The sequence below is a fragment of the Pseudomonas sp. L5B5 genome, from assembly GCF_020520285.1.
Classification (GTDB): domain Bacteria; phylum Pseudomonadota; class Gammaproteobacteria; order Pseudomonadales; family Pseudomonadaceae; genus Aquipseudomonas.
This window is the reverse complement of record NZ_CP084742.1, coordinates 1,552,800-1,579,421: the sequence shown is the minus strand read 5'-3', so window position 1 is coordinate 1,579,421 and position 26,622 is coordinate 1,552,800. Positions and strand designations below refer to the sequence as shown.

The following is a 26,622-nucleotide window of genomic DNA, read 5'->3' as shown; positions in this document are numbered from 1 at the left end:
GCTCGACACTCATCCTCCCGGGGCTGCCTGGCAGCCGCCGGAAGGTGAACTGCGAACCACACGAGCGTTGTTCAACCGGTTTCGCCAATGCCGCGCGGCGTCACAGGGCGAAGCGTGCCACCAGTTTGTTCAGGCCGACGGCCAGCGACGACAGTTCGCTGCTGGCCAGGGAGGTCTGGCTGGCGGCGGATGAGCTTTGCAACGCCAGGTCGCGGATGCTCATCAGGTTCTGGTCCACCGAGCGCGCCACCTGCGCCTGCTCTTCGGAGGCGGTGGCGATCATCAGGTTGCGTTCGTTGATGTCGCTGATGGCATCGGTGATATGGCCGATGGCGCTGCCGGCCTCATGGGCGATCGCCAGGGTTTGGTTGGCATCCTCGCTGCTCTGCTGCATGGACAGCATGGCCTTGCTCGAGCCGTTCTGGATGCCCTGGATCATCTGCTCGATTTCCTGGGTCGACAGCTGGGTACGATGGGCCAGGGCTCGCACCTCGTCGGCCACCACGGCGAACCCACGGCCTTGTTCGCCGGCGCGGGCCGCCTCGATCGCGGCGTTCAGGGCCAGCAGGTTGGTCTGTTCGGCAATGGCGCGGATCACGTCCAGGACCTTGGTGATGTCCTGGGCCTGCTGGGCCAGGCCGGCCATTTCCACCCGGGTGTTCTCCACGGTGCCGGTGAGCTTCTCGATGGCATGGATGGTCTGCTCGACCCGTTCCTTGCCCAGGCCCGCCGAGCGTTCCGAGGCCTGGGTCGATTGCGAGGCGGACACCGCGTTGCGCGCCACTTCCTCCACCGCCGCGGTCATCTCGTTGACCGCCGTGGCGGCCTGGTCGGTCTCCATGCTCTGTTGCTGGATGCCGGCGTTGGATTCACGGGTGATGGCGCTCATCTCCTCGGCGGCCGAGGCCAGCTGGGTCGAGGAGTCGCTGATATGGCGAATGGTCGACTTGAGGCTGTCGAGCATGGACTGGGTCGCCGCCTGCAGGTCGGTCAGTTCGTCCTGGCCACTGACTTCCACCTGGGTGCGCAGGTCGCCCTCGGCGATCTTCCGGGTGCTGGCCAGCAACGACAGCACGGGCCGGGTGATGCTGCGGGTGAACAGCGTGGCGATGAGAATCGTCAGCACGATGGCCAGGACGATGATCACCGAGGTCACGACCAGGCCGCTGTTGAACTGCTCGTCGGCGACCACGGCGGATTGTTCGGCACCGCGTTCGTTGATCCTGATCAGCTCCTCGATGGCGGCCTGCAAGGTGTTGGCCAGCGGCACCGTGACCTGGTTGATGTAGTCGGCCGTCTGCTGGGCGGTGTTGGTCTGGCTGGAAGCGATCATGATCGCCAACTTGTCCAGGTAGTCCTGGGCGCCACGCTGGACCTGGGTGTAGGCGGTTTTTTCCTCGGGGCTGGAGACCAGCGGCTCGTAGTCCTTGATGACTTGGGCGAGGGTGGTCTTCAGGGTGCCCAGCTTGCCCAGCGAGGCAGCTTTCTGATTGTCGCTCTCAGTGGCGTAGTGCAGGGCCTCCAGGCGCACGCGCAAGGTACCGGATTCGATTTTCGTGGCTTGCCTCACGCTGGGCAGCCAACTGGATTGCAGGTCCTGCGCTACATCATGAATCTGTCCCATTTTCCACAATGCCAGCCCCCCCAGGCCGATCAGTAGTATGCAGATGGCGCCGAAGCTCAGCAGCGCCCTGGAAGTCAGTTTCAAGTTTCTTGTCACCATAAAGGCACCTTGCAGGTTGGAGTGATACAGCCAGATTCGCGTCGACTCCTTGTCGCCTTGATATCACTCTGACTCCTAAACCATGAAAAATCTGTAGAGGTGTTAAAAAATATTTCTGTAAACGATTCTCCGTTTCACCTAACACCCAGAACCCTGTAGTCGCTACCGAGCTGGCGAGGCTGCGCCCGGGCGCGCAGCGGCCGCAAACCAAACGATGCGTTCCCGCAGCCATGCCGCGCAGGCCGGCCTGGCGGCTCGTGCCGAGCCTGCGGCAGTGGCTACACGAAGCCTGCGGTCCCTGGCTTGACGCCCATCAACGCGCCTTTTGCGCTTTTGCGCCATGCTTGGCGCCCGTCCAATGGAGAAGGAAAGGCCCATGACTACGCCCCTGACAACGGCGCCCGCGGCCAAGGCTGCATTACCGATTGGATTGCTGATCGCCGTGCTGGCCATGATCGGCGTGCTGTTTCTGCCGCTGCCGGCCGACCTGCCCGTGGCGGGGCACCGGATGCTGGCGATCCTGGCATTTGCCGTGGTGGTATGGATCAGCGAAGCGGTGTCCTACGAGGCCAGCGCGATCATGATCACCGCCCTGATGGCGATCCTCATCGGCACCGCGCCGACCCTGAACGACCCGACCCAGCTCTACGGCAGCTCCGCGGCCATCAGCCTGGCCCTGACCGGTTTTTCCAACTCGGCCCTGGCCCTGGTGGCCGGCGCCTTGTTCATCGCCGCCGCCATGACCCACACCGGGCTGGATCGGCGCATCGCCCTGGTGACCCTGGCCCGGGTCGGCACCAGTACCCGGCGCATCCTGCTGGGTGCCATCGCCGTGACCATCCTGCTCAGCCTGCTGGTGCCCAGCGCCACCGCCCGCAGCGCCTGCGTGGTGCCGATCATGATGGGGGTGATCGCCGCGTTCGGCGTCGACAAGCGCTCGAACATCGCCGCCGGGCTGATGATCGTCGTCGCCCAGGGCACCAGTATCTGGAACGTCGGCATCCAGACCGCCGCCGCACAGAACCTTTTGACCGTGGGCTTCATGGACAAGATGCTCGGCCAGCGCGTGGCCTGGCTCGATTGGCTGATCGCCGGAGCCCCCTGGGCCGTGATCATGTCCCTGGTGCTGCTGTGGCTGGTGCTGAAGATGCTGCCCCCGGAAACCGACAGCATTCCCGGCGGCAAGGAAGCGGTGGCCAAGTCCCTGGCGGACATCGGGCCCATGACCGGACCGCAAAAGCGCCTGCTGGCGGTGTCGCTGCTGCTGCTCCTGGCCTGGTCCACCGAAGGCAAGCTGCACCCCTTCGACACCACGACCACCACCTATGCGGGCCTGGTGATCCTGCTGCTGCCGCGGATCGGCATCATGACCTGGAAGGATGTGCAGTCGCGCATTCCCTGGGGCACGGTGATCGTCTTCGGGGTCGGCATCAGCCTCGGTTCGGCGTTGCTCAGCACCCAGGCCGGGCAATGGCTGGGCACCCAGGTGGTGGCCCACACCGGGCTGGACCAGGTGGGGCCACTGGCAGTCTTCGCCATCCTCGGCGCCTTCCTGATCCTGATCCACCTCGGGTTCGCCAGCGCCACCGCACTGACCTCGGCCTTGCTGCCGATCCTCATCGCCGTGTTGCAAACCCTGCCGGGCGAGTTCAGCCGCCTGGGCATGACCATGCTCCTGGGGTTCGTGGTCAGCTACGGGTTCATCCTGCCGATCAACGCGCCGCAGAACATGGTCTGCCTGGGCACCGAGACCTTCACCGCCCGCCAGTTCGCCAAGGTCGGGTTGCTGGTGACCCTGGTCGGCTACCTGCTGATGCTGGTGTTCGCCATGACCTGGTGGAAGTGGCTGGGCTGGTTGTGAGCCGATCCCGGGGCAGGGCAGGCGCTACAGCCAGCCACTGAACACCCGGGTCACGCTGCCGGCCAGGCGCACCTTGCCCTGGCCGTCCCAGCTCACCGTCACCGGGCCGCCATCGCACAGCACCGTCACCGGGCTGTCCAGCAAGCCGCGGCGGATGCCGTTGACCACCGCCCCACAGGAGCAGGAACCCGACCCCAGGGGAATGCCACCGTTGCGTTCCCAGATCCGCAGGCGAACGGTCTGGCGATCGATGACCTGGATGAAATGCACATTGGTCTTGTGCACGAACAACGGGTGGGTCTCGACCGGTGGCCCCAGCTGGGCGATGTCCAGATGCTCCACCTCTTCGACGAAGAAGCTGCAATGGGGGTTGCCCATGCTGCACGCCGCCGGTTCCCCGGGCAGCGGCAGGCGCAGGCTGTCCAGCTCCCGGGCCAGAGGAATGTCCTGCCAGGCGAGCCCGGGAACTCCCATCTCCACTGACACGCTGTAGTCGGCCAGGCGCTGGCACTCTTGTATACCGCGAGCGGTCTTCAGGCGCAGCGAACTGGCACCGCTTTCGCGCATCAACAGTTCGGCGGCACCACGGGTGGCGCTGCCGCAGGCATCGAGGCTGGAACCATCGGCATTGAAGAAGGTCAGTTGCGCCGCGCTCTCGCGACAATCGCCCAGCACCACCAGTTGATTGAAACCTATGCCGCGTCGACGGTCGCCCAAGGCCCTGGCGCGTTCGGCGGTGATCGGCTGGCCGCGACCACGGGCGTCGATCACCACGAAATCGTCGCCATTGGCATGCATCTTCACGAAATTAAGCGGCATTCATGCTCCCAGGGACAGGACAAGATTTGAAACCCGGCCAGGATCGACCGGTCAGCGGCACTCGTCGCCACCCGTTGCAGGATTTCGAAAAAACGCCGGCGATGCCAGCGTCTTGAAATAAAATTCACCCAATGCATTCCAGGTTCGCCTGGGTCCCGGGGTTTGCGGCACACTGCCGGTCACCGGGATGAGTGCCGGTGGCCTCGGTATCGGCCAGAACACTAATAAGGTCACGGCATGGATCACTACGCCCCGCGCAACTGGCAGCCCCACGAAAAGCCCAGCTTGCCCGGTTCCCCCTCGACACCGCTGCACCCCACCCACAAGCGCCTGGCCTATGCGCTGGTGGGCCTGCTGGTGGCGATCACCGGCGGCCTGGGCAACTCCCTGGTGATCGCCAACCTGCCGTACTTGCAAGGGGCTCTGGGGGCCACCACGGCGGAAATGGCCTGGTTGCCGGCCGCCTATGTCATGACCAACGTCTCGATGAACCTGCTGCTGGTGAAATTCCGCCAGCAGTTCGGCCTGCGCGCCTTCACCGAAGTGTTCCTGGTGCTCTACGCCCTGGTGACCTTCGGCCACCTGTTCGTCAACGACCTGAGCTCGGCCATCGCCGTGCGCGCGGCCCATGGCATGGTGGGCGCAGCCTTGAGCTCCCTGGGCCTGTACTACATGGTCCAGGCCTTCCCGGCCAAATGGCGACTCAAGGCCCTGGTGCTGGGCCTGGGCACTTCGCAACTGGCCTTGCCCCTGGCCCGGCTGTTTTCCGAAGACCTGCTGCAGATCGCCGAATGGCGCGGCCTGTACCTGTTCGAGCTGGGGTTGGCGCTGGCCTCCCTGGGATGCGTGTTCATGCTCAAGCTGCCCCCCGGGGATCGCTTTCGCACCTTCGAGAAACTCGACTTCCTGACCTTCGCCTTGCTGGCCACCGGCGTGGCGCTGCTGTGCGCGGTGCTGTCCCTGGGGCGCATCGACTGGTGGCTGGAAGCACCGTGGATCGGCTACGCCAGCGCTGCCTCGATCCTGCTGATCATGGCCGGCCTGTGCATCGAGCATAACCGCAGCAACCCGATGCTGATGACCCGCTGGCTGGGCAGTGGGGCGATGATCCGCCTGGCCCTGGCGGTGATCCTGATCCGCATGGTGCTCTCGGAGCAGTCCACCGGCGCCGTGGGTTTCCTCCAGGCGCTGAACATGAGCAGTGAGCAGATGCGCCTGCTCTACGGGGTGATGCTGCTGGGCAGCATCGCCGGGCTGGCCACCAGCGCCCTGACCATCAACCCGGGGCACCTGTTCATGCCCCTGGTCATCTCCCTGGCACTGATGGCCACCGGTTCGGTGATGGACAGCTTCTCCAGCAACCTCACGCGCCCGGCCAACATGTACATCAGCCAGTTCCTGCTGGCGTTCGGCGGCACCTTCTTCCTCGGACCGACCATGGTCCTGGGCACCCGCAACGTGCTGACCAACCCACGCAACCTGGTGAGCTTCTCGGTGCTGTTCGGCATCTGCCAGAACCTCGGCGGGCTGATCGGCTCGGCCCTGCTGGGGACCTTCCAGATCGTGCGCGAGAAATACCACTCCAGTCATATCGTCGAGCAACTGACCTTGCTCGATCCCCAGGTCCTGGCCCGGGTGCAGAGCGGTGCGGCGGCCTACGGCAAGGTGATCGCCGACCCTGACCTGCGCACGCTGCAAGGCATGCGCAGCCTGGCCTCGGCGGCCACCCGCGAAGCCAACGTGATGGCCTACAACGATGTATTCATGCTGATCGCGGTGATCGCCGTGCTGACCATGATCTGGATCTTCATCCGCAGCCTGTGGCTGATGAGCACCACCAAGCCCGTCGCGCCGCAGGCTCCCGTCCAACCCAGTGGTGCCTCTTCTTCATGAGCGAAACCGTCAATCCCACCACCAATGCCATCGCATCGGCCCCCGAACCCAGTGGCCCGCCGACCCTTCCCGCCACCGAGCCCCGGCCGCTGGCGGTGCGGATCATCTCGTCCCTGGGGTTTGCCGCGATCGCCATCGTCGGTGTGCTGATCGTGCTCTACGCCTGGCAGTTGCCGCCGTTTTCAAGCGCCATCGAAAGCACCGAGAACGCCCTGGTGCGCGGCCAGGTGACCATCATCGGCCCGCAGCTCAGCGGGTATGTGTTCGAAGTGCCGGTGCAGGACTTCCAGCACGTCAAGGCCGGCGACCTGCTGGTGCGCCTGGACGACCGCATCTACCAGCAGCGCCTGGACCAGTCCCTGGCCCAGCTGGCGGTGCAGAAGGCCTCCCTGGCCAATAACCTGCAACAGCGCAACAGTGCCGAAGCCACCATCAAGCTGCGCCAGGCGGCCCTGGCCGATAGCCAGGCCCAGGCGCGCAAGAGCGCCGCGGACCTGTCGCGCAACGAGGCGTTGATCGCCGACGGCTCGGTGTCGCGCCGTGAGCTGGACGTGACCCGCGCCGCCAATGCCCAGACCGTGGCGGCGGTGGCCCAGGCCCAGGCCCAGCTGGAAATTGCCCGCCAGGACCTGCAGACCGTGATCGTCAATCGCGGCTCCCTGGAGGCGGCGGTGGCCAACGCTGAAGCGGCGGTGCAACTGGCGCGCATCGACCTGTCCAACACTCGGGTCCTGGCGCCGCGCGATGGCCAGCTGGGGCAGATCGGCGTGCGCCTGGGGGCCTACGTCAACTCCGGGGCGCAGTTGATGGCCCTGGTGCCGGACCAGCTGTGGGTGATCGCCAACATGAAGGAAACCCAGATGGACAACGTCCGGTTGGGGCAACCGGTGAACTTCACCGTGGATGCGTTGAACCATCGCAAGTTCACCGGCAAGGTGCAGCTGATCTCGCCGGCCACTGGCTCGGAATTCGCCTTGCTCCAGGCGGACAACGCCACCGGCAACTTCGTCAAGATCGCCCAGCGGGTACCGGTGCGCATCACCGTCGACCCCGACCAGCCAGGGCTTGAACGCCTGCGCCCGGGCCTGTCGGTGGTGGTCAGCATCGACACCTCAATCACCCCTGGCGCTACAGACCTGTAGCCGCTGTCGAGCTTGCGAGGCTGCGCACGAGGACGTAGTCCTCGCCAAACCTGCCGATGCATTCCAGCTGGACAATCGCGGTGCCTGTTTTCACGGGTGCTGCGCCCCCGGTCGCAGCCGCGCTGGCGCTTGGCAGCGGCTACAAGATCAAGGGCTGCACCCTGTAGCCGCTGTCGAGCTTGCGAGGCTGCGCACGAGGACGCAGTCCTCGCCAAACCGGCCCCTGCATTCCAGCTGGACAATCGCGGTGCCTGTTTCCACGGGTGCTGCGCCCCCGGTCGCAGCCGCGCTGGCGCTTGGCAGCGGCCAGAGGGGTTACAGCAGGGCGGCGCCGACCAGGCCGCAGACGATGCCCACCAACATGGTCAACACGGCGACGGTGACCAGCACCCGGGTGTCGAAATCCTTGCGCAGCATCAACAGCGACGGCAGGCTGATGCTGGGCAGGGTCATTAGCAGGGCCACGGCGGGGCCGGTGCCCAGGCCCAGGGTCATCATGGTCTGCACGATGGGGATTTCCGCGGCGGTAGGAATCACGAACAAGGTGCCGGCAATCGCCAGGGGCACCAGCCACAGCAGGCTGTCGCCCATGGCCCCGTCGATATGCGGGAACAGCCAGACCCGCGCCGCGCCCAGCAGCAGGACCGCCACGATATAGATCGGGATGGTGCTCCAGAACAGCTGCCACAGGGTCTTGCCCCAGCGTGCCAGGAAGGGTTCTTCGTTCGCCGTGCTGGCTTGCACCACCGCATCCACCGCGGCTTCCGGCAATTGCTCGGGCCGAGCCACGCGCTGGGCGATCAGCGATACCCCCAGCACCAGGACGATGCCCGCCACCAGGCGCAGGGCGCTGAAACCCCAGCCCAGGACAAAGCCCATGAACACCAGGGTTGCGGGGTTGAGCACCGGGTTGGCGATCCAGAAGGCCAGCGCCGCGCCCACCGACACGTTCTGCCGGCGCAGGCCGGCGGCTACCGGAGCGGCGCAGCAGGAACACATCATGCCCGGCAGAGCGAACAGCCCGCCGCGCAGGGTCGAGCCGAAGCCTGCGCGGCCGAACAGGCGCAGCAACCAGTCCCGGGGGATCAGCACTTGCAGCAGGGAGCCGAGGATCACCGCCAGCACCGCGGCTTTCCAGATCGCCAGGAAGTACACCTGGGCATAGGCCAGGGCGGCGCTCCAGGGTGAGCTTTGCTGATCGTTGAGGATCGAGGCGCCGATGCTGTGGCTGTCGGCAGCGACGAAGGCCTTGAAGTAGTAGGGCGACCACTTCACGTAGTACAGGCCGATAGCGGCGATCAGCAGGAACAGCAGGGGTTTCCACCAGAACGACCAGCCACGGGCGGGCTGGGTGGAGGCGAGGTTGGACATGAAGGGAGTTTCCACACTAAGACAATAAGCGCGAATTGTAGCCGCTGGCGCCTGTGCGCCGCGAACCGATCGACGCGTGTAGCCGCTGTCGAGCCTGCGAGGCTGCGCAAAGGCCCGCAGGGCCTTGCCTGGTGATCACCCGCCGGACGCGTAGCAGCCTCAGGATCGCGGCGTCTCCCGCGCAGTCGTTCGCAGCCTGTGGCAGTGGCTACAGGGGAGCGATTTTCAGAGGGTGCGGATCGAGGCGCGGATCGCCCGGGCGCATTCGATCACTGAAGGCGCGAGCTTGCGTTCGGCTTCTTCCAGGGTCCAGCGGCTGCTGGGCACCACCCCATGCACGGCGGCCACCGGCAGGCCCTGGCTACCGAGGATCGGCGCCGCGATGCTCATGTCGCCCAGAAACAGCTCTTCGGCATTCAAGGCATAGCCGCGCTGCTGGCTGGCCTCGATTTCCCGCAGGATGTCCGTGAGTTCGGTGAGGGTATGTCGGGTATGGGCCTGGCGCTCGCTGTCCTCCAGAATCTGCCCGGCGTCGGCTGCCGGCAGGGCGCTGAGAAGGGCGCGTCCGGAGCCGGTGCAGTACAGCGGGATGCGGCTGCCGATGGGCATGTGGATGGGGATGAACTTGGGCGCCACGAAACGCGCCACGTAGACCATGTCCAGGCCATCGGGCCCGGTGAGGTTGGTGGTTTCCCCGGTGACCTGGGCCAGTTCGGCAAGGAACGGGTTGGCCACGCCCACCAGGGTGTCGGCGGGCAGGTAGTTGTAGCCGATCTCCATCACCCGCGGGGTCAGCTGGAAGCGCTTGGTCCGTTGCCCGCCGGGCTGCGCCAGAGCATCTTGCCCGGTGGAGAGGTGTGTTCCGATGCCCGGCGCCTGCTGCTGTACTTCAAGCAGGATGCCCAGGGGCGCCTGTTGCTGGGTGGGTGCGGGCCGTTCTCTGAACCGCGCCGGGATGCCGGCTGGAGCCACCTGGAACGCTCGTTGCTGAGCCTGTTTCCGCAACTGGCGGGCATCCCCATCGAGTATCGCTGGAGCGGGCGCTGGCCCTGACCCCGAGTTTCCTGCCGCAATTGCATGAGCCGGCGCCGGGGTTGTCGATCCTCTTGGGCTACAACGGTCGCGGCATTGCCTTGTCGACCTTGCTGGGCAGGCACCTGGCGCAACGCTTGATGGGCACAGGGCAGGGCTTTCCATTCCGCTTACGCCGCTGCGACCGATCCCGCTGCATGGCTTGCAACGCCTGTACCTGGGGGTGGGGATTGCCTGGTTGCGAATGCTCGATGCCCTGGGCTGATCAGCTCGGGCAATCCTGCGCGCCGTTGTCCAGGCCCTGCTTGTAGCTCTGGCTGTGCAGGCTCGCCTTGCCGTCGCGCCAGACCAGGGTCAGCACATACAGCGAGTCGAAGTCGTTGGACGCCCAGTCTTCGGTGATCGGGCGTTTCTCGCCCACGGCCTCTTCGGCGACCTTGTTGATCAACTCCGGCAGGTAACCGTGGGACCAGGCGGTGTAGATGATCGAGTTGTGGTAGCGATCGTGCAGCAGCTCGTCCGCCAGGTCGCTGGTGTCGTTGGCGGCAAAATCGATGTTCACCGGCAGGCCGAGCTTGATGGCACTGGGGCTGATGGTCATCAGGGGGCGGATGTAGCTGTAGGAGTTGTCCAACTCGCCTTCCTCGACGTTGCGCGTCGGGTCGGCGGCGAACACGTACTGCGCCTTGCCGAACTTTTCCGGCAGCAGCGAGGCCAGGTCGATGGCCCGGTTCAGGCCCTGGCAGTTGAGCTGGCCGAGGCCGCCGGCGGGTTTTTCCGCGTGGCGCAAAAAAACCAGGGTCTGGGTGCCATCCACCGGTTGCGCGCGGCTGATGCTGGATTCCAGGGACAGGCACAACGCGCTGCCCAGCAGCAGGGCCGGGAGCGGCAGGTAGCGGCGGTGCAGGACGGAGCGGGCAAGGCGGCGGGGCAGGCTCATGGGCTTGTCATTCTTCGCAGGCATTGATGGTGGCTGACAAACCCGTGGTCCTTGTCATTGTTCACGGCCTGTCGGGGCCGTGGGTTCTGAGTCTCTGAATGGCATTTGGTTCGATCACTGGCAGGTTAAACGCTGCATGTTGCCGATTTAAGAAAAGCCGGCGGATAATTCCCCGCGGCTGCCCGCCTGTGGCGCTGACCCCCTTTTGATTGAGACTGGAAACCTGTCATGACCGAACTTTCCGCTTTTGCCGTCACCCGGAAATGGCCCGCGCAATTTCCCGAGTGGATCCAGTTGTATTCGCTGCCGACCCCCAACGGGGTCAAGGTCTCGATCATGCTCGAAGAGATCGGCCTGCCTTACGAGGCCCATCGGGTCAGCTTCGATACCCAGGACCAGATGACGCCCGAGTTCCTCAGTGTCAGCCCCAACAACAAGATCCCGGCGATCCTCGATCCCCATGGCCCGGGCGACCAGCCGCTGGCACTGTTCGAGTCCGGGGCGATCCTGATCTACCTGGCCGACAAGAGCGGACAACTGCTGGTCCAGGAGTCGGCGGCCCGTTATGAAACCATTCAGTGGCTGATGTTCCAGATGGGCGGCATCGGCCCGATGTTCGGCCAGGTGGGTTTCTTCAACAAGTTCGCCGGCAGGGAATACGAAGACAAGCGCCCCCTGGAGCGCTATGTGAACGAAGCCAAGCGCCTGCTCGGCGTGCTCGACAAGCACCTGCAGGGGCGCGACTGGATCATGGGCGAGCGCTACACCATCGCCGACATCGCCACCTTCCCGTGGATCCGCAACCTGATCGGCTTCTACGAAGCCGGCGAGTTGGTGGGCATCGACCAATTCGCCAACGTGCAGCGGGTACTGGAGCGCTTCCTGGCCCGGCCAGCGGTGATCCGCGGCCTGGAAATCCCCAAGGTGGCCTGATCCTGCCTGTCGTTGCTGCCGCAGTATTTCAGGCACCTGGCACAGGTCGGTTAGGCGACTCGTGCCGAGCCGTATGCAGCCTGCGGCAGCGGCTACACGAGGCGACATTCGTTGTAGCCGCTGCCGAGCGGGCGAGGCTGCGTACGGGCGCGCAGCGGCCGTGAAACCAGGCGGCGCGGCGCATCAGGTACACCGTGGACACAGACCTTGCGGCTCGTGCCGAGCCGTACGCAGCCTGCGGCAGCGGCTACCGGGCGGCCCTAGGTGCCCCGCACCAGGGCAACCTCGATTCGCCATCCCAGGACCCGCAATGCTTGCTCCACCTTCTCGATCTTCGACCGGTGCAGCAGGTTCACCAACCTGTCCACCTGGGGCCGGTTCACCCCCAGGCGCCTGGCCATCTCCGCCTTGCTCACCCGTTGCCTGAGCATGGCATTCCACAGCGCCACCTTGGCCACGCTCAGCGTCGGCAAACGCACCAGCACTTGCCCCGGGGCACGGGGCGAGGGCAGCGGAATGGACATCCGCTGCATGACATACAACGACAGGGCGATTTCCAGGGCGATCACCGCATCTGCCATGGCCTGCTCCGGCGTATCGCCGACGCAAGCCATGCCGGGCACATCGATGCAGCTGATCCGAGGGTGGCCGTTTTCCAGGTGCATGATCACAGGATATGCGTACATGGTTGCTCATCCTTCTGTAGGGCCGGACTTCATTCCTTAAAGAAGCAATTGCAAGGGCAGGCTTTCCCCACCAGATCGCACTATAAAAATGATCCGCAAGCCGGCACAACAGACCGTACCCGGCCAATGTTTGAACGATTATGTCCAAGGCTCTGCACCGCCGTTCCAGGCACGGTGCCGAACGGGCAGGGCGAAAGATTTCATCGGCATGGCGCCCTGGGACGGCGTTGGCAGGAACTGCCCGGCGTTCAAGCCGGGGTGGCTGGCGGCAGCGCGCTGGGTTGATTGAGTGCCACGACGTAAGCGCTGAACATGTCCGCCAGTCCATCGGCATACCGCGTGATTGCCGCTTCGGTATGCGGGCTGGCGGAAAAATCCTTGCCCACCGAACTGAGCGTGGTCAGGAGCAGGTCGCAGGCCGCCGTGCGGGTAGCCTCGCTGACTTCGGGCAGCAAGTGGAACATGAAGCCTGCGAAAATCTGCCGGCCTGCCGCGCGCGCTTCACAGGCCTCGGGGGCGTCGCGATAGAGCGGGGCGGCGTCGTTCAAGGCCCCGCGCACCTGGGCCTCCTCGCACTCCGAGCGGATGAAGGCCTGCACCAGGCTGCGCAGGCGAGCCAGCGGTGGCTGCTCGAGGTTCTCCAGGATCCGGCGCAGCATCTGCTGGGTCTGCAACCACTCATCGCTCTGCAGCCGAAACAGGATCGCGGCCTTGTTGGGGAAGTACTGATACAGCGAACCGATGCTCACGCCGGCCTTTTCCGCGACCCGGGCGGTGGTGAAGCGGGTGGCGCCCTGTTCGCTCAAAACCTGAACAGCAGCTTGCAGGATCGCCGCCACCAGATCGGTGGAGCGTGCCTGCTGTGGTTGTTTGCGTGAGGAAATACGGGTGCTCTGGCGCTGGGTCATGGACGGCTCGGGCGTAGGGGGTGAATGCGAATAGCCGGGGCGGCGAATCGCTCGCATCATTTGAATGTGACGAAATAGTCGCATTTTAGCCCTCATCCGATGGAAAACAATCATGACGACCCTCACCACCGAGCCCATGGCAAGCCTGATCGATCGCCTCTACGCCCTGGCCGATGCCGCCACCAGCCCGGCGCTGGACAACGTGCCGAGCCAGGAACGCGAGCGCCTGATGCACAGCAAGACCGACTACCTGCAGTTCTATTCACTGCTCAAGGACCTGTGGCTGCCAGTCTCCCGCGACACCGGCAAGCTCTTGTACCTGCTGGCACGCAACGCCCAGGCCAGGGCCATCGTCGAATTCGGCACCTCGTTCGGCCTGTCCACCCTGCACCTGGCGGCCGCCCTGCGGGACAACGGCGGCGGCGTGCTGATCGGCAGCGAGTTCGAGCCGTCGAAGGTCGCCCTGGCCCGCGAGCACCTGGCCGAGGGGGGAGTCGGCGACCTGGTGCAGATTCGTCAGGGCGATGCCCTGGTGACCCTGGCCAGTGACCTGCCGGCAGCCGTCGACCTGTTGCTGCTCGATGGTGCCAAGGCGCTGTATGGCGAGGTCCTGGGCCTGGTGGAACCGCACCTGAAACCTGGCGCACTGGTGGTGGCGGACAACACCGACTACTGCCCCGAGTACCTGGAATACGTCCGCGCGCCGCAGAACGGCTACCTGTCCGTGCCGTTTGCCGATGACATCGAGTTGTCGATGCGCCTGGGTTGATGCTCCGCGCGGCAGGGGCCACCGATGGGCGGTGGCGCCTGCCCGGTGCACGGTCAGCAGCAACCACGACCGGCCTTCATGGACGCCAGGCGCTCGCCCACTGCACAATTGCGCCGACCTTTGCCTCATCCGTCATTCTCTCGTCGCAGGTTGCCTATCGACGAGTCACGCCAGGGAAGCCCCGATTCATGACCGTCTCCGAACTGCTTGTCGCCATTCGCAAGCCCTATGTTGAAACGCTGGCCCGCCAAGCAGCAGAAGGGGCCGGCTACGTTGAGCCTGCCTACCGCAACAGCGACGGCTCACTGGCCATCGAAGGGGCCATGGCCATGCCGTGCCGGGTCGACATGATTGCGCGGGAAAGCGCTGCGGCCGGGGAAGCACTCCAGGTCGATGCCGAGTCCGAGCTGGCCTTCGAGCCCGTGGGTTTTGCGATCGAACAGATGACGGTGCTTATCTCGCCCTTTGGCTGGGACTGGCTTGCGCTGGAGGTCCGCGGCCTGAGCCAGGAGGCGCTCGTGCAGGTCATGGGGGCGTGGTTTCTCGAATGGTTCGACGTGGAAGATGAAAACACTCCGACCGAAGAGGGGCTGCAAGGGGTGGTGCACTTTATCTCCGACCCCGAGCCAACGGCCGAAGGCTTCCAGTTGAAGATCGACCTGGGGTCTGCTCCGGCGCCGGCAGTGGAGGATCTTCTTTTTGCACTGGCCGATGGCGGTGCCACTGGGGCTTTGCTTGGATAACAGTCGGTTTGGGTGGTGACGCGAATCGAATCGCCCAAGGGCGCTGCCATCTGTCGTGGTCAAGCGCCTCGGCTGGGCGATAGTGTCGCTGCTTTCAACTCGAGGACGACCTGATGAATGACATTGTCGACTACTCCAACCCACACCATCGCCTGGGCGTCATTGCGTTATGGGAGACGGTTTTCGGTTACGAAACCGCACACAACACCCCGAGCCTGGCCATCGACAGGAAACTCGCCGTGGCCGACGGGCTGTTCTTTGTCGCGGTGCAGGGGCAGGCGGTGATAGGCACGGTACTGGCGGGGTATGACGGTCATCGAGGCTGGTTGTACTCGGTGGCGGTGCACCCCGCGCATCGCCGAAAAGGCCTGGGCGTGAACCTGGTGCAGCATGCCGAGCGCGCCTTGACCGCGCGTGGTTGCATGAAGATCAACCTGCAAATCGTCAGCAGCAATGAAAGCGTCAAAAGCTTCTATGAAGCCCTGGGCTATTCGACCGAACCGCGCATCAGCATGGGCAAGAAGATTGATGTGAATATCGTGACGCCCGGCGAGCAGTCCTGAATGGTGTTTTTGCGGCCGTTATCTAGCCCGTAAGGGGATGCGTGCTTGCGTGGGGCATGTAGCCGCTGTCGAGCGCAGCGAGGCTGCGCACGAGGACGCAGTCCTCGCCAAACCTGCCCATATTTTTCACCGACTCCACGCGGTTCTGTGTACCTATCCGTTGTTGCGCCCCCACTCGTGCGTGGGGCTCGTTGAGAACTGTAGCCGCTGTCGAGCGCAGCGAGGCTGCGCACGAGGACGCAGTCCTCGCCCAGCCTGCCGACGCTTTGCATCTGACTTAACGCGGTTCTGTGTACATACCCATTGCTGCGGGTGCGGCCACTGGCGGTTCCGCTCTTACAGCGGCTCACTTTTGAGAAGCGCAAAAGTAAGCAAAACGCTTCTGCCCCTCCACTCGGTGCCTCGCATAGCGAGGCATGCCCTCTCTCCGGTATTGCTCCGTGGGCCGCCGCCATCGGCCATCCATGGCCGCAGGGCGGCTAACCCGGCGTCCTGCCGGGTTACCCACGGTTCAATACCTGCGTTCGGCCATCGTGTTTAAAGGGGCAGGTGGATCAAGATCAAGATCAAAAGCCAAAGCCAAAGCCAGGTGAAGCTGTTGTCGTCACGGCCGAAGGTTGTGCATGGCTCGGCTGGAGTCGCCAGGGCGTCAAGACGTCTGTCGTGTTGTTCAGCCCAACCCTCGCGATCTAGCCCTTAGGCGACCTCGCCCTTAGAGCTTCATCCCCACCGCTAGCCGGTTGAAGGCGTTCATCAGGGACACGGCCAGCGTCAGGTCGGAAATCTCGACGTCGTTCAGGTGCGCTTTCAGCGGTTCGTACAGCGCGTCCGGCGCGCCTTTGTCATGGACGTAGGTGAGGGTTTCGGTCCAGGCCAGGGCCGCGCGTTCGCGGTCGTCGAACAGTTCGCTGACGCGCCAGCCGGCCAGGCAATCCAGCTTGTCTTGTGCCACTCCACACTCGCGCAGGGCCTGTGAGTGCATGCCCAGGCAGTAAGAGCAGCCGTTGATCTGCGACACACGCAAATACACCAGTTCCACCAGGGGCAAGCCCAGGGGGCTGGCGGCCAGGGCGGTGTTGGTGGCGAGCAGGCCTTGATAGGCGGCCGGCGACAGGGTGGCAAAGGGCAGTCTGAGTTGGCTCATGCTGAGACTCCGGTAGGGAAAAAGTGATCAAGCACACACGAGGGGGTTGAACAGGGGCTTGGAGAACAGTGCAGTGCGGGCTTCTTCGATGGTCTGCCGCACGGCGTCGTCCCCGAACACCAAGCCCTGAAGGTAGGTGAACTGCAGGTCGAACAGGCCGAGGGTGTTGAGCACGTGGCGCAGGTAGGGCGTCAGGAAGTCCGGTTGGCGTGCCCGCTCGCCCTGGTGAAAACCGCCGGAGCTCACCAGCACATGCACCGGGCGGTCCTTGAGCAGGCCGACCTTGCCCTCCGGGAGGGCGCTGAAGGTGCGGTGAATACGCAGGACATAGTCGACCCAGAGCTTGAGCGCGGCCGGCAGGGTGAAGTTGTGCATCGGCGTGGCAATGATCAGGGCATCGCTGCGCTCCAACTCGCCGATCAACCCTTCGGACACCTCGAACAGCGGCGCGTCGAAGGGCGTGGGGGCGGTGAGGGCGTGGGCGTAGTCCAGGCCGAGCGGTGGCAGCGGTTGCGCCACCAGGTCGCGTTCGAGCAGTTCGAGGTGCGGATAGCCTTGGCGCAGGTCGCCCGCCAGTTCCAGGGCCAGCTGGTGCCCGTGGGAAACCTGGCCATGGGGGCTGGCGTTGATCAGCAGCAGGTTGTTCATGCCGGCTCCTCACCACGCAGGCGCTGGGTGAAGTGCATGCCGCGGGCCAGCAACCCCTGGCGAAAATAGAAGCGCTGGGCCAGGGGCATGTGCAGGCCGGTGTCCAGCACAAAGTGCTCGCATTCACGTTGCACGGCCTCATCCCGCACCGCGCTCAACAGCCGGGCGCCCACGCCGCTGCGCTGAAGCTGTGAGCACACCACCAGGTCATCGACGTAGATGAAGTGCCCGTAGAGCAGGTTTTCCATTTCGCGGTAACCCGCCAGGCCGACGATGCGCTCAGCGTCCCACGCGGCGAGCAAGCGGTAGCCCTGCGCGGCTTGCCGAGCCAGTTGTGCGGTATAGGCCGCGGGGCTGGTGAGGTGTGGGCGCAGGACGCGCATCAAGTCGAAACTTTCGGCAAAGGCTTCTTCGCTGTCGAGGTGTCGAAGGGTGTAGGGCATGTCCGTCATCCGCTGAAAAGAGATGGCCCACTGTAGAAGGCCGATGGCTTAAGCTGTAGAGCCAAAAAGTGCATAAATGACTAGGCCATGATGCTCGCATTCGAACTGGATCGCAGCCAGACGGCGCCGATCTATCGTCAGCTTTATCAACGGTTTCGCGAGTCCATCGCCGATGGCCGCCTGCGTCCGGGAGACCGGGTGCCGGCGGTGCGCGCCCTGGCGGCGGAACTGAACCTGGCGCGTGGCACCGTGGAGGCGGCCTACCAACTGCTGATGGGCGAGGGCTACCTGACGGCTCGCGGAGCTGCCGGGACCATGGTCACCCCGCAACTGGCGCCGGTTGCCGCGTCCATGCCGCGCACGCCGGTGGCTGCCACGGCCTACCAGGCCACCCATGCCGGCACGCCGCCGTTGGCGCTGCAAATGGGCCTGCCAGCGCTGGACGCCTTTCCGCGCAAGCTCTGGACCCGCCTCGCGGGCCGGCAACTGCGCCAGGCGGGCCTCGAAGGCCTCATCTACCCGGACTCGCGAGGTTATGCGCCGTTGCGGGCGGCCATTGCGTCCTACCTGGGGATTTCCCGGGGCATCAGCTGCCAGCCGGAGCAGATTTTCGTCTGTGCCGGCTACCGCGCCTGCCTCGACCTGATCAGCCACACGCTGATGCACAAAGGGGCCACCTGCTGGCTGGAGGAGCCCGGCTACTTCATGGCCAGGAGCGCACTGCTGGCGGCCGGCGCCCAGCTGGTGCCGGTGCCCGTGGACGATCAGGGCCTGGACGTCGCCCAAGGCATCGCCCGCGCCCCAGAGGCCGATTTTGCCGTGGTCACCCCGACCCACCAGAGCCCGCTGGGCGTGTCGCTGTCCTTGCCGCGGCGCCTGGCCTTGCTGGACTGGGCCAACCGCCAGGGCAGCTGGATCATCGAGGACGACTACGACAGCGAGTACCGCTACCAGGGCAAGCCCTTGCCGGCCCTCAAGAGCCTCGACCAGCAGGGCCGCGTGCTCTACACCGGCACCTTCAGCAAGGTGTTGTTTCCAGGGTTGCGCCTGGCCTACCTGGTGGTGCCCGCCGAACAGGCCCAGGCGTTCGCCCGGCAGGCGGATCGTTTGCACAACCACTGCCCGCACCTGCTGCAGGCGACGGTGGCGGCCTTTCTCAACGAGGGGCACTTTGCCCGGCACTTGAAGAAGATGCGTGGCCTGTATGCGCGTCGACGGCAATGGCTGGTTGAGGCGTTGCACCAGCAGTTGGCTGGGCGGTTGCAGATAGACCCGCAGGCCGGGGGCATGCATGTGGTGGCCGGCTTGGCGGAGGGGGACGACGTGCAGATTGCCCAGCGGGCCTGGGCGCAGGGCATCGCTGTGGAGCCGCTGTCGCAGTGGTACCTGGGGGAGGGGGGGAGGCAGGGGTTGGTGATGGGGTTTACCAATGTGGGCAGTGCGGAGCAGGCGGTGGGCGTGGCGGTACGGTTGGCTCGGGCCATTGGCTGAAAAGGGGGGCTACGGCCGCAGAGGCTGGAGTCTTTCCCGTGGCAGCCCCCGCCATTTGGCAGGCCACACCCCCTGTGGCGAGGGAGCTTGCTCCCGCTGGGTTGCGCAGCAACCACAACCGGCCTCACGCCACTTGGCCTGCCCTCCGGAGCCGCTTTCAGCGCCCGAGCTTTTCCAGCGCGGCATCGGCCAGGAAGGACGACCGGCTCTTGATGTTGTGCTCGCGGACAAAGCGGTCGATCTGCTGAATCACATAACCGGGCAACGTCACGTTGACCTTCTCGGTCTTGCCCAGGTAGGGCGTGATGTCGATGTCCAGCATGCCCCAGCCCATGCCTGTGAAATCGGGGTTGGCGCGGTGCTTGTGGGTGGGCGAGGGCAGGGGAATGGCTTGCCCGGCGCGGGCCAGTTCTTCGAGCATGACGTGGGCGATCTCGATGGCGGCGCTGTAGGCGCTCTCGAAGGTGTCGCCGGCGGTGACTGCACCGGGGATGTCGGGAATCTGGATGCCGGTGGCGGTGTGTTCGTCGCCCCATTCGATGCAGATGGGATATTGCATGGGGATCTCCTCAATAGGTGCGAAAGTGGCAGGCGCTAAATCAGTTCGGCCAGTTTCCGGATGGCCCTGACCGTTCCCCGTGGCAGGTCCTTCTTCGGGTGAGGCACCGGAACGGTGTTGGGTCTGTAAGGATGCTTGAACAGATGGTGGCTTCCGGTTATCCGGTCCAGTATCCATCCAGCGGCTTCAAGCTCCTTGATTAGCTGTCTGCTTTGCACCTCCATCTCCTTGTCGGGGTGAGAGGTGCTTTATAACTCCAGGTGCATAGTAAATCGGCTGAATTTGTGTGTCTGGAGTTATGTATCATGCTTTGTCCGATGTTCCAAGGATGTACTCGAAACCTGTAGCCGCTGTCGAGCGTAGCGAGGCTGAGTACGAGGACGCAGTCCTTTTCACCTGGCTGCATACGGCTCTGTGTACATATCCGTTGCTGCGGGTGCAGCCACTATCGGTTCCGCTCTTACAGCGGGTCACTTTGGATGGAGCCCAAAGTAACCAAAGGCTCTTTGCCCCCTCACTCGGTGCCTCGCCTAGGCTCGGCATGCCCTCTCTCCGGTATTGCTCCGTGGGCCGCCGCAATGGGCCATCCATGGCCCAGCGCGGCTAACCCGGCGTCCTGCCGGGTTACCCACGGCTCAATACCTGCGTTCGGCCATCGTGTCTAAAGGGGCAGGTGGATCAAGATCAAAAGCCAAAAAGCCAAAGCCAGATCAAAGACCGAAGCAAAGCCGAGCGCGTTTTATGCGCTTGTTGAGTCGCGCTCAGCTCTCCAGCGTCGTACGCCACTGAATCACCTCCAGCACCGCGCAACCCTCCCGGGTGAGCAGATGGACCCCTCGAGTGACCCGCGCCAGATCGCAGTCGGCAATGTCTTTCAGGTTAAGCGTGGATAGCGTGTCCATCAGATCCCGCACCACGGTGAAACGATGGGCCGCACTGCTGGCCAGATCGCTCAGGGAGGCTTGGGTGTCGAGGTAGAAAACAGCTTGGTTGGCGTCGTGGGTGTCGACGGGGGAGAAGCGGGAAATCGATTGATCGTCCATGGTCGTTACTCGTTGTAGAGCTTCCACCATCTGCGGCCAAGCAAATTGAGGGTGGCAGCTGTGTGAGGGTTGGCCGACCGGTAACAACGACACCGGCACACCCGAAGGTGTCCCGCACACAGCCGCCATAACACAGAATCGCAGGCACAAAAAAAGCGTCTGCAATGGTGTTTTGGACGCTGATGCGTCGTTGTAATTCGACCGGCCAAGGTCGTTCGCGGATTTTGCCGCGAGGGCGAATTTTAGTGGGGGAGCTTGAACAGTGCAACTGTGGGATTGTAGGGATGTTTGAGTGGTTATGTTGTAGCGACAGCCGAGTGGCTATGACAGGTGTGTAATTGGGTTGTGGATCAATCCTAGAGGTATAGAGAGATATGAGAGGTAGCTATTAGTTGAGGGCACATACCCAAAGCTGAGAGTGGTCAGATATGTAGGGACATTCAACAGAAGGCTGATAGTCTTCTGATGCTATATGTGTTACTGCTCTAAGAGTTCTCTCAAAGACTATCGTCTCTTCGATGCTATGAAGAAATTCTGGATTTTCACGAGGTTTAAAGAAAAATAAAATCATTCTGCGGTGATAAGAAAATGAAGCGCGTAACAGTTGTCATGAATATTAAAAATTAAGCTGTCTCAAGATAGGTGGAAGTGGTTGTTGATGGGGGTTATAAGACAATGTTGTAAAGTAAGTATCTTGTTTTTTAGTATTCTACACTCTGTTAAATCCAGGGCGAAAAATTATCGCCCTGGAAGAACTAGGTTGTTTTAAAAGCTGGTAATGAACGCTGAAAGTGATGGGGGGATAGTCGATAGTGATGCAAGCACTCGGATGATATCTCCGTTAGGATCAAATTTTACCCCTGCTTTTTTTTCAAAAAATTTAGGCGTTTCAGAGGTTCTATCATTTTTGAGCTGATGTAGGAATTTAATAAAAAGCTCGAAGATAAATTTTCCGCGCCATTGCATGTGAGGGTCAATTTTGGAAAAATCAGCCTCTATTGAACTTATATCTCTTGTGGTTTCTTCTGGCCATCCAATTAAGTTGAAGTAATCGGTTTTTTTGTCAGTTATGCTATCCAGTGTGAAAAGAAAATATTCTCCGATCCGGTCCTCTATGTTTTTAAGTTTCACGTTGTGAGTCCGGGCATAAAAAATAGCTTGATTTACAGGCCTCATGATCTCAAAGAATGCTGCAAGGAAATGATTGAATAAATCATTTATAGTGGTGACGGTCTTTTCGTCATTTTCTGAGCAACATTTAAATTCTGAGTTTAGAAGTGATGATAGTATTTTTCTGTCGGCTAAATGATTTTCAATGGAATAACCTTCAGTGACGTAAATGTCATTTCCTCGTGTGTACCCCTTTAGGCCGTCAAAGTCATGATCCACAAAGAAGCGGATTCTATCGTCTTGGTAGTAATTTTCCTGAAGGATAGCCCGTAGTGCAAGTACTTGGTCTTTGCCTTTTGCAATTATGGAGCTGAATTCAATTGTATTTCCAACTCTATTGAATATGGTTTCGTAATATGGGAGATCTTCATATCCTTCGAAGACGCAAATTAGTTTTTCGGGGTTTTTTCCTCGGACAGTCGTATAGGAAATTAGTGCGACTTGAGGGTTGTTTCGGGATGCACGCATTTTTTCTAGATTCATTTGGCTCCCCTTTCATAAGAAACAAAAAGAGGTTGTGCATACTTATCTAGGGTGTTCTCGAAAATGAAGGGTGAATGAGTTATCGCTATCAGTTGCTCGCAGCTCGGCGCTTCCAATAGGTCAGGTAGAAATAGCTTTTGCCATGCCATGGAAAGTGATAGTTCAGGCTCGTCTATAAGCACAACAAATTTTTTGTCTTTTTGAAGATGTAGTTTGGCGAATATGGAAACTATCTGCTTTTCGCCTGAAGATAGTTGTGAAAGTTCAATTGGTTCGGAACTGTATGGTGTTCTAATGTCAATATCGAGCGACATCTTATCGAATACAAATGTTTTTTCTGCTTGTGAGCTTGATTCAAAGGCAGAGGCGCTCCAGTATTTGTTTATAACTTTCACAAACCCTTCGATCGACTGCTCATCTTTTTGTGTAGAGGTGTAAATTTCAAGCATCTGAAATAAATACGAACGAAGGTTGTCGTAATGTTCGAGGTTTATCTGGCTGGAATCTATCAGGTCAAGAATCTTTGCACCGGCTTGCCCCTCAGCTTGCCCTAGTCGGGCAAGGACCAAACGTAGTTGATTTCCAAGTATCTTATTGTCCGAAGGTATCGGCTCCGGTTTTTTCGTTTCTGGCGACAGCAAGTCCTCAAGTGAGCGCACACTTAAGTGTGAATAGGCAGTGAAGGTTTCAGATTGAATTGTTGATTTTATGTTCTCTAGCTGTGCCTCGACGTCGCTCATACCAAACCACATTAGAGTTTCATCGGTTTCAGTCTGTGTTATACGCTCAAATCCTTCGCGATGCCTTGATTGACGCTTTTCAAAACTAGTGTTCTCTACTTCGATTCGTCTAAAGGTTGGGAGGTATAAAACTTCTAGAGATCCCATTCCCTTGTTTATGTAGTTCAGGAAGCCGCTATACACTTGGGTTCTTTCTAGGGATGGCATTGCGCGTCGAAACATTCGTAAAGTGTCGGGGTGGTCGTAAGGGCACTCGTTATATACTCTATGGTATATGTAATGTGCACGTACTTTTCTTACGTCAAAAACAGGTCCAATCTCCGTAAATAACTCATATAGCTCTGCTTCGGAAACGCCATACTCGGTTAGCTCTGAAAATGCTGCTGCATTCTGAGGTTTTGCATCTGATGGGAAAAGCTCATCTTTGGAGACTATAAACTTTTCTAGACCTTCGAATTGTATGGTTAGTGTTTCGAAATCCAAAGTATAAAGTTTTGCGACGCGACGAGATAGTATGGTGTACAACGTATTGAGAAGAGTGGTTTTGCCTGTTCCGTTTTCTGCTACGACAATTCTTACGCATGTTGGTGTTTGAAGCGTAAGTGTCTTGAAGCCGTTTAGTCCAGATATCTGAAACAGCTTTATAATAGGTTTAGTGCTGGCAATTTCTTCCTGCTTAGGCATTCGGCTCTCCTTGCATTTTTTCACTATTTGAAGTCGTATTGACTTTGATTCAGGGCAAAACGCTATCAGACGCTTTCTTAACTGTCGAGCGTCGCAGCGATAGCTATGTAACGAGGAAATCTCGACGGATTCTAGATGTTCTCAATGGTGGGCTCTGGTAGGTGGTAACTTTTGGTAATCGAACAGCGAGTGCTGATAGTTAGGAGAAATCATTGAGTCAACTGTTAACCTTTTCTAAGGAAAAAACTATTGTCTATGTGCTTGAGCTGGTGTGTTACCTGTGTGTGAATCATACCGCCGTCTGCTTTTGATCTGGGCGCCCCGTTAACCACGATGGCCGAACGCAGGTATTGAGCCGTGGGTAAACCGGCAAGGATGCCGGGTTAGCCGCCCTCCGGCCAGGGATGGCCGGTGGCGGCGGCCCACGGATCAATGCCGGAGTGAGGGCATGCCGAGCCTAGGCGAGGCACCGAGTGAGGGGGCGGAAGCCTTTTGGTTACTTTGGGGCTTTTCCAAAGTGACCCGCTGTAAGAGCGGAACCCTAAGTGGCCGTTACCGCAGCAATGGATATGTACACCAACCTCGGGTTTACGACCGCTGCACGCCGGTACGCCGGCCGACTGAGCGGGAGCAAGCAATAAGCTCGCTGAGCCCCTTGCTCACTGCGGCGTTCCAACCTGACTCGTTGCAGGACGCCGCCGCACCCGCAGCAACGAACCTGCCCCCAACCTCAATGCACAATCTGCGCAAGAAACGCCTTCGCCCGCTCACTCTTGGGCGCCGCAAAAAACGCCTCCGGCGGCGCATCCTCCACAATCCGCCCCCCATCCAGAAACAACACTCGCTCCGCCACCTGCCGGGCAAACCCCATCTCATGGGTCACGCACAGCATGGTCATGCCGCTGTCGGCCAGTTTCACCATCACATCCAGCACTTCGCTGACCATCTCCGGGTCCAGCGCCGAGGTGGGTTCGTCGAACAGCATGATCTTCGGTTCCATGCACAGCGCCCGGGCAATCGCCACGCGTTGTTGCTGCCCCCCGGATAGTTGGCTGGGGTATTTGCCGGCCTGGCTTTCGATGCCGACCTTGGCCAGGAAGCTGCGGGCCAGTTCTTCGGCCTTTTTGCGTGATAGGCCGCGCACGGTGGTGGGGGCTAGGGTGCAGTTGTCCAGCACGCTCATGTGCGGGAACAGGTTGAAGTGCTGGAACACCATGCCCACCTGGCTGCGTACCTTGGCCGCTTCGCGGGTGTTTTGTGCAAGGTCGGTGCGGTCCACCAGGATCTGGCCCTTCTCGGCGATTTCCAGGCGGTTGATGCAGCGGATCAAGGTCGATTTGCCGGAGCCGGAGGGGCCGCAGAGGACGATGCGTTCGCCCTGGCGGACCTTGAGGTCGATGTCGTGCAGGACGTGGAAGGCGCCGTAGAACTTGTTCAGCCCGGCGATATCGATCACCACCTCGCGGCGGTCGATGGTGGCGCGGGCGGCGGGTTCGGGCACGGCGGACAGCGGGGCGGTCTGGGTCAGCATGGCAGGTCTCCGACGGTCAGTTGAAGCGCTCGGCGCGATAGGGGGCAGGGTCGGTGAAGGGGGTCTGGCCGGTCATCAGTTGCGCCAGCAGTTGGCCGCTCACCGGGCCCAGGGTCAGGCCGTGGTGGGCGTGGCCGAAGTTGAACCACAGGCCGGGGTGGCGCGGGGCGGGGCCGATCACCGGGCACATGTCCGGCAGGCACGGGCGGCGGCCCAGCCAGGGCTCGGCGTCGAGGCGTTCGCCCAGGGGGTAGAACTGCCGGGCCAGGGTTTCGCAGCGGCGCAGTTGGATTTCGTTGATCGGGTCATCGCTGTCGGCGAACTCGATGCCGGTGGTCAGGCGGATGCCACCCACCATCGGCGCCAGCACGTAGCCGCCCACCGGGTCGAGGATCGGGTGCCGCAGGCGGGTGCCGGGCAGGGCGGCGTAGTGCATGTGGTAGCCACGCTTGATCGCCAGCGGGATGCGGTAGCCCAGGGGCTCGAAGAGGCCTGCGGCTTGCGGACCGAGGGCGACCACCACTTCCTGGGCGGTGATCGGGCCGTGTTCGCCCTGCACCTGCCAGCCGCCTTCGACCTGGGTCAGGCTCAGGGCATCGCCGATGACGAACTGGCCGCCGCGTTGCTTGAACAGTTCGGCGTAGCCCCGGGTCAGGCCGCCGGGGTCGCTGACGGTCTTGGGGTCGAGCCAGTGCAGGCCGCCCACTACGTCTTGGTGCAGGCCGGGTTCCAGGGACAAGAGTTCAGCGCGGTCCAGTACCCGGTAGTTGAGCTGGTAGTCCCGCAGGTCGGCGGCGGCGCGCTGGGCGAAGTCGAAGGCTTGTTGGTCGTTGAAGGCTTCGAGCCAGCCGCCGTCGGCGATCAGCTCCTGCATGTTGGCCGGGCGGGCCAGGGCCAGGTGTTCGGTGACGCAGCGTTCGATCAGCGGCAGCATGGCGCGGGTGGCGGCGGCCAGGCCCTTGGGCGAGGAGTGGCGCCAGTATTGCAGCAGCCAGGGGCCGGCCTTGGGCAGGTGGCGCAGGCTGTAACGCACGTCCGATTGCTGGTTGAGGCCGTAGCGCACCAGCTTGGTCACTTCCCGGGGGAAGGCGTAGGGAATCACGCTGGCGCGTTCGATCAGCCCGGCGTTGCCGTGGCTGGTGCCGTTGCCCGGAGGCTGACGGTCCAGTAGCACTACTTGGCGGCCGCGGGCCTGCAGGTGCAGGGCGCTGCTGACGCCGACGATTCCGGCGCCCAGAACGAGGGTTTGGCAATGCATGTTTCAGTCCTTATGACAGGGGCCGCGCGGCGGCCCGCTAAAGGG

The 26,622-nt window shown here is 62.0% G+C and carries 24 protein-coding genes and 2 pseudogenes; 9 read left to right on the top strand and 17 right to left on the bottom strand.

What is annotated here, in order from left to right; translation table 11 throughout:
- Positions 1 to 100: 100 nt before the first annotated feature.
- Complete coding sequence (locus LGQ10_RS07065) at positions 101 to 1,723, bottom strand: methyl-accepting chemotaxis protein (RefSeq protein ID WP_226525099.1); 1,623 nt, start codon at positions 1,721 to 1,723, stop codon at positions 101 to 103.
- A 376-nt stretch (positions 1,724 to 2,099) separates the two neighbouring features.
- Here LGQ10_RS07065 and LGQ10_RS07060 point away from each other — a divergent pair, with 376 nt between their 5' ends.
- Positions 2,100 to 3,584 carry a DASS family sodium-coupled anion symporter gene (locus LGQ10_RS07060; protein WP_226525098.1) on the top strand — a complete coding sequence of 495 codons (1,485 nt, stop codon included), beginning with the start codon at positions 2,100 to 2,102 and terminating at the stop codon, positions 3,582 to 3,584.
- 24 nt (positions 3,585 to 3,608) lie between these two features.
- On the opposite strand, the gene dapF is transcribed toward LGQ10_RS07060, so the two are convergent.
- A complete protein-coding gene (dapF, locus tag LGQ10_RS07055; RefSeq protein WP_226525097.1) occupies positions 3,609 to 4,403 on the bottom strand; it encodes a diaminopimelate epimerase in 795 nt (264 codons plus the stop codon).
- Between the two features lie 237 nt (positions 4,404 to 4,640).
- Here dapF and LGQ10_RS07050 point away from each other — a divergent pair, with 237 nt between their 5' ends.
- Positions 4,641 to 6,296 (top strand): MFS transporter, encoded by a 1,656-nt coding sequence (locus LGQ10_RS07050; protein WP_226525096.1) that lies wholly within the window; start codon positions 4,641 to 4,643, stop codon positions 6,294 to 6,296.
- A complete protein-coding gene (locus tag LGQ10_RS07045; RefSeq protein WP_226525095.1) occupies positions 6,293 to 7,438 on the top strand; it encodes an HlyD family secretion protein in 1,146 nt (381 codons plus the stop codon). The genes LGQ10_RS07050 and LGQ10_RS07045 overlap by 4 nt, the downstream gene beginning before the upstream one ends.
- Positions 7,439 to 7,753: 315 nt before the next feature.
- Here LGQ10_RS07045 and LGQ10_RS07040 read toward each other — a convergent pair whose 3' ends face one another.
- Together LGQ10_RS07040 and LGQ10_RS07035 are read right to left on the bottom strand one after the other, a co-directional pair.
- The gene (locus LGQ10_RS07040) at positions 7,754 to 8,809 is read right to left on the bottom strand and encodes a permease (RefSeq protein ID WP_226525094.1); all 1,056 of its coding nucleotides are present in this window, start codon (positions 8,807 to 8,809) and stop codon (positions 7,754 to 7,756) included.
- A 225-nt stretch (positions 8,810 to 9,034) separates the two neighbouring features.
- A pseudogene (locus tag LGQ10_RS07035) lies at positions 9,035 to 9,622 on the bottom strand (IclR family transcriptional regulator); the annotation flags it as partial.
- Here LGQ10_RS07035 and LGQ10_RS07030 point away from each other — a divergent pair.
- A pseudogene (locus LGQ10_RS07030) lies at positions 9,611 to 10,106 on the top strand (NAD(P)/FAD-dependent oxidoreductase); the annotation flags it as partial. The pseudogenes LGQ10_RS07035 and LGQ10_RS07030 overlap by 12 nt on opposite strands.
- Here the strand turns inward: LGQ10_RS07030 and LGQ10_RS07025 are convergent.
- Positions 10,107 to 10,781 (bottom strand): histidine phosphatase family protein, encoded by a 675-nt coding sequence (locus tag LGQ10_RS07025; RefSeq protein WP_226525092.1) that lies wholly within the window; start codon positions 10,779 to 10,781, stop codon positions 10,107 to 10,109. It lies immediately after the preceding pseudogene.
- Positions 10,782 to 11,009: 228 nt separating this feature from the next.
- On the opposite strand from LGQ10_RS07025, the gene LGQ10_RS07020 reads away from it, so the two are divergent.
- Positions 11,010 to 11,714 (top strand): glutathione binding-like protein, encoded by a 705-nt coding sequence (locus LGQ10_RS07020; RefSeq protein ID WP_226525091.1) that lies wholly within the window; start codon positions 11,010 to 11,012, stop codon positions 11,712 to 11,714.
- A gap of 260 nt (positions 11,715 to 11,974) precedes the next feature.
- On the opposite strand, the gene LGQ10_RS07015 is transcribed toward LGQ10_RS07020, so the two are convergent.
- Entirely contained in the window at positions 11,975 to 12,400 is a 426-nt protein-coding gene (locus LGQ10_RS07015) for a type II toxin-antitoxin system HicB family antitoxin (protein ID WP_226525090.1), read from the bottom strand.
- A 248-nt stretch (positions 12,401 to 12,648) separates the two neighbouring features.
- Entirely contained in the window at positions 12,649 to 13,308 is a 660-nt protein-coding gene (locus tag LGQ10_RS07010) for a TetR family transcriptional regulator (RefSeq protein ID WP_226525089.1), read from the bottom strand.
- 112 nt (positions 13,309 to 13,420) lie between these two features.
- Here LGQ10_RS07010 and LGQ10_RS07005 point away from each other — a divergent pair, with 112 nt between their 5' ends.
- The 3 genes from LGQ10_RS07005 to LGQ10_RS06995 all read left to right on the top strand — a co-directional run bounded on the left by LGQ10_RS07005 (position 13,421) and on the right by LGQ10_RS06995 (position 15,383).
- Positions 13,421 to 14,077, top strand: coding sequence for an O-methyltransferase (locus LGQ10_RS07005; RefSeq protein ID WP_226525088.1), 657 nt, complete (start codon positions 13,421 to 13,423; stop codon positions 14,075 to 14,077).
- A gap of 188 nt (positions 14,078 to 14,265) precedes the next feature.
- A complete protein-coding gene (locus tag LGQ10_RS07000) occupies positions 14,266 to 14,820 on the top strand; it encodes a hypothetical protein (protein WP_226525087.1) in 555 nt (184 codons plus the stop codon).
- Between the two features lie 113 nt (positions 14,821 to 14,933).
- On the top strand, positions 14,934 to 15,383 hold the full coding sequence (locus tag LGQ10_RS06995; protein ID WP_226525086.1) for a GNAT family acetyltransferase: 450 nt from the start codon (positions 14,934 to 14,936) through the stop codon (positions 15,381 to 15,383).
- A 712-nt stretch (positions 15,384 to 16,095) separates the two neighbouring features.
- Here the strand turns inward: LGQ10_RS06995 and LGQ10_RS06990 are convergent.
- From LGQ10_RS06990 to LGQ10_RS06980, 3 genes are read right to left on the bottom strand one after another with little or no spacing between them, the layout of a single operon-like run.
- The gene (locus tag LGQ10_RS06990) at positions 16,096 to 16,527 is read right to left on the bottom strand and encodes a carboxymuconolactone decarboxylase family protein (RefSeq protein WP_226525085.1); all 432 of its coding nucleotides are present in this window, start codon (positions 16,525 to 16,527) and stop codon (positions 16,096 to 16,098) included.
- Between the two features lie 27 nt (positions 16,528 to 16,554).
- Complete coding sequence (locus LGQ10_RS06985; RefSeq protein WP_226525084.1) at positions 16,555 to 17,175, bottom strand: FMN-dependent NADH-azoreductase; 621 nt, start codon at positions 17,173 to 17,175, stop codon at positions 16,555 to 16,557.
- Positions 17,172 to 17,618 (bottom strand): GNAT family N-acetyltransferase, encoded by a 447-nt coding sequence (locus tag LGQ10_RS06980; RefSeq protein ID WP_226525083.1) that lies wholly within the window; start codon positions 17,616 to 17,618, stop codon positions 17,172 to 17,174. Before LGQ10_RS06980 ends, LGQ10_RS06985 begins: the two co-directional genes overlap by 4 nt.
- Positions 17,619 to 17,705: 87 nt before the next feature.
- Here LGQ10_RS06980 and LGQ10_RS06975 point away from each other — a divergent pair, with 87 nt between their 5' ends.
- Positions 17,706 to 19,109, top strand: coding sequence for a PLP-dependent aminotransferase family protein (locus LGQ10_RS06975; RefSeq protein ID WP_226525082.1), 1,404 nt, complete (start codon positions 17,706 to 17,708; stop codon positions 19,107 to 19,109).
- A 157-nt stretch (positions 19,110 to 19,266) separates the two neighbouring features.
- Here LGQ10_RS06975 and LGQ10_RS06970 read toward each other — a convergent pair whose 3' ends face one another.
- From LGQ10_RS06970 to LGQ10_RS06940, 7 genes are all read right to left on the bottom strand, one after another.
- Complete coding sequence (locus LGQ10_RS06970; RefSeq protein ID WP_226525081.1) at positions 19,267 to 19,668, bottom strand: type II toxin-antitoxin system HicB family antitoxin; 402 nt, start codon at positions 19,666 to 19,668, stop codon at positions 19,267 to 19,269.
- Between the two features lie 35 nt (positions 19,669 to 19,703).
- Complete coding sequence (locus LGQ10_RS06965) at positions 19,704 to 19,886, bottom strand: type II toxin-antitoxin system HicA family toxin (RefSeq protein ID WP_068588599.1); 183 nt, start codon at positions 19,884 to 19,886, stop codon at positions 19,704 to 19,706.
- Positions 19,887 to 20,429: 543 nt separating this feature from the next.
- On the bottom strand, positions 20,430 to 20,711 hold the full coding sequence (locus tag LGQ10_RS06960; protein ID WP_226525080.1) for a hypothetical protein: 282 nt from the start codon (positions 20,709 to 20,711) through the stop codon (positions 20,430 to 20,432).
- 765 nt (positions 20,712 to 21,476) lie between these two features.
- Entirely contained in the window at positions 21,477 to 22,364 is an 888-nt protein-coding gene (locus LGQ10_RS06955; protein WP_226525079.1) for a DUF4435 domain-containing protein, read from the bottom strand.
- Positions 22,361 to 23,788: an AAA family ATPase gene (locus LGQ10_RS06950; RefSeq protein ID WP_226525078.1), complete on the bottom strand. Its 1,428-nt coding sequence runs from the start codon at positions 23,786 to 23,788 to the stop codon at positions 22,361 to 22,363. Before LGQ10_RS06950 ends, LGQ10_RS06955 begins: the two co-directional genes overlap by 4 nt.
- Positions 23,789 to 24,518: 730 nt before the next feature.
- A complete protein-coding gene (locus tag LGQ10_RS06945; protein ID WP_413247589.1) occupies positions 24,519 to 25,319 on the bottom strand; it encodes an amino acid ABC transporter ATP-binding protein in 801 nt (266 codons plus the stop codon).
- 16 nt (positions 25,320 to 25,335) lie between these two features.
- On the bottom strand, positions 25,336 to 26,577 hold the full coding sequence (locus LGQ10_RS06940; protein WP_226525077.1) for an NAD(P)/FAD-dependent oxidoreductase: 1,242 nt from the start codon (positions 26,575 to 26,577) through the stop codon (positions 25,336 to 25,338).
- Positions 26,578 to 26,622: the final 45 nt, after the last annotated feature.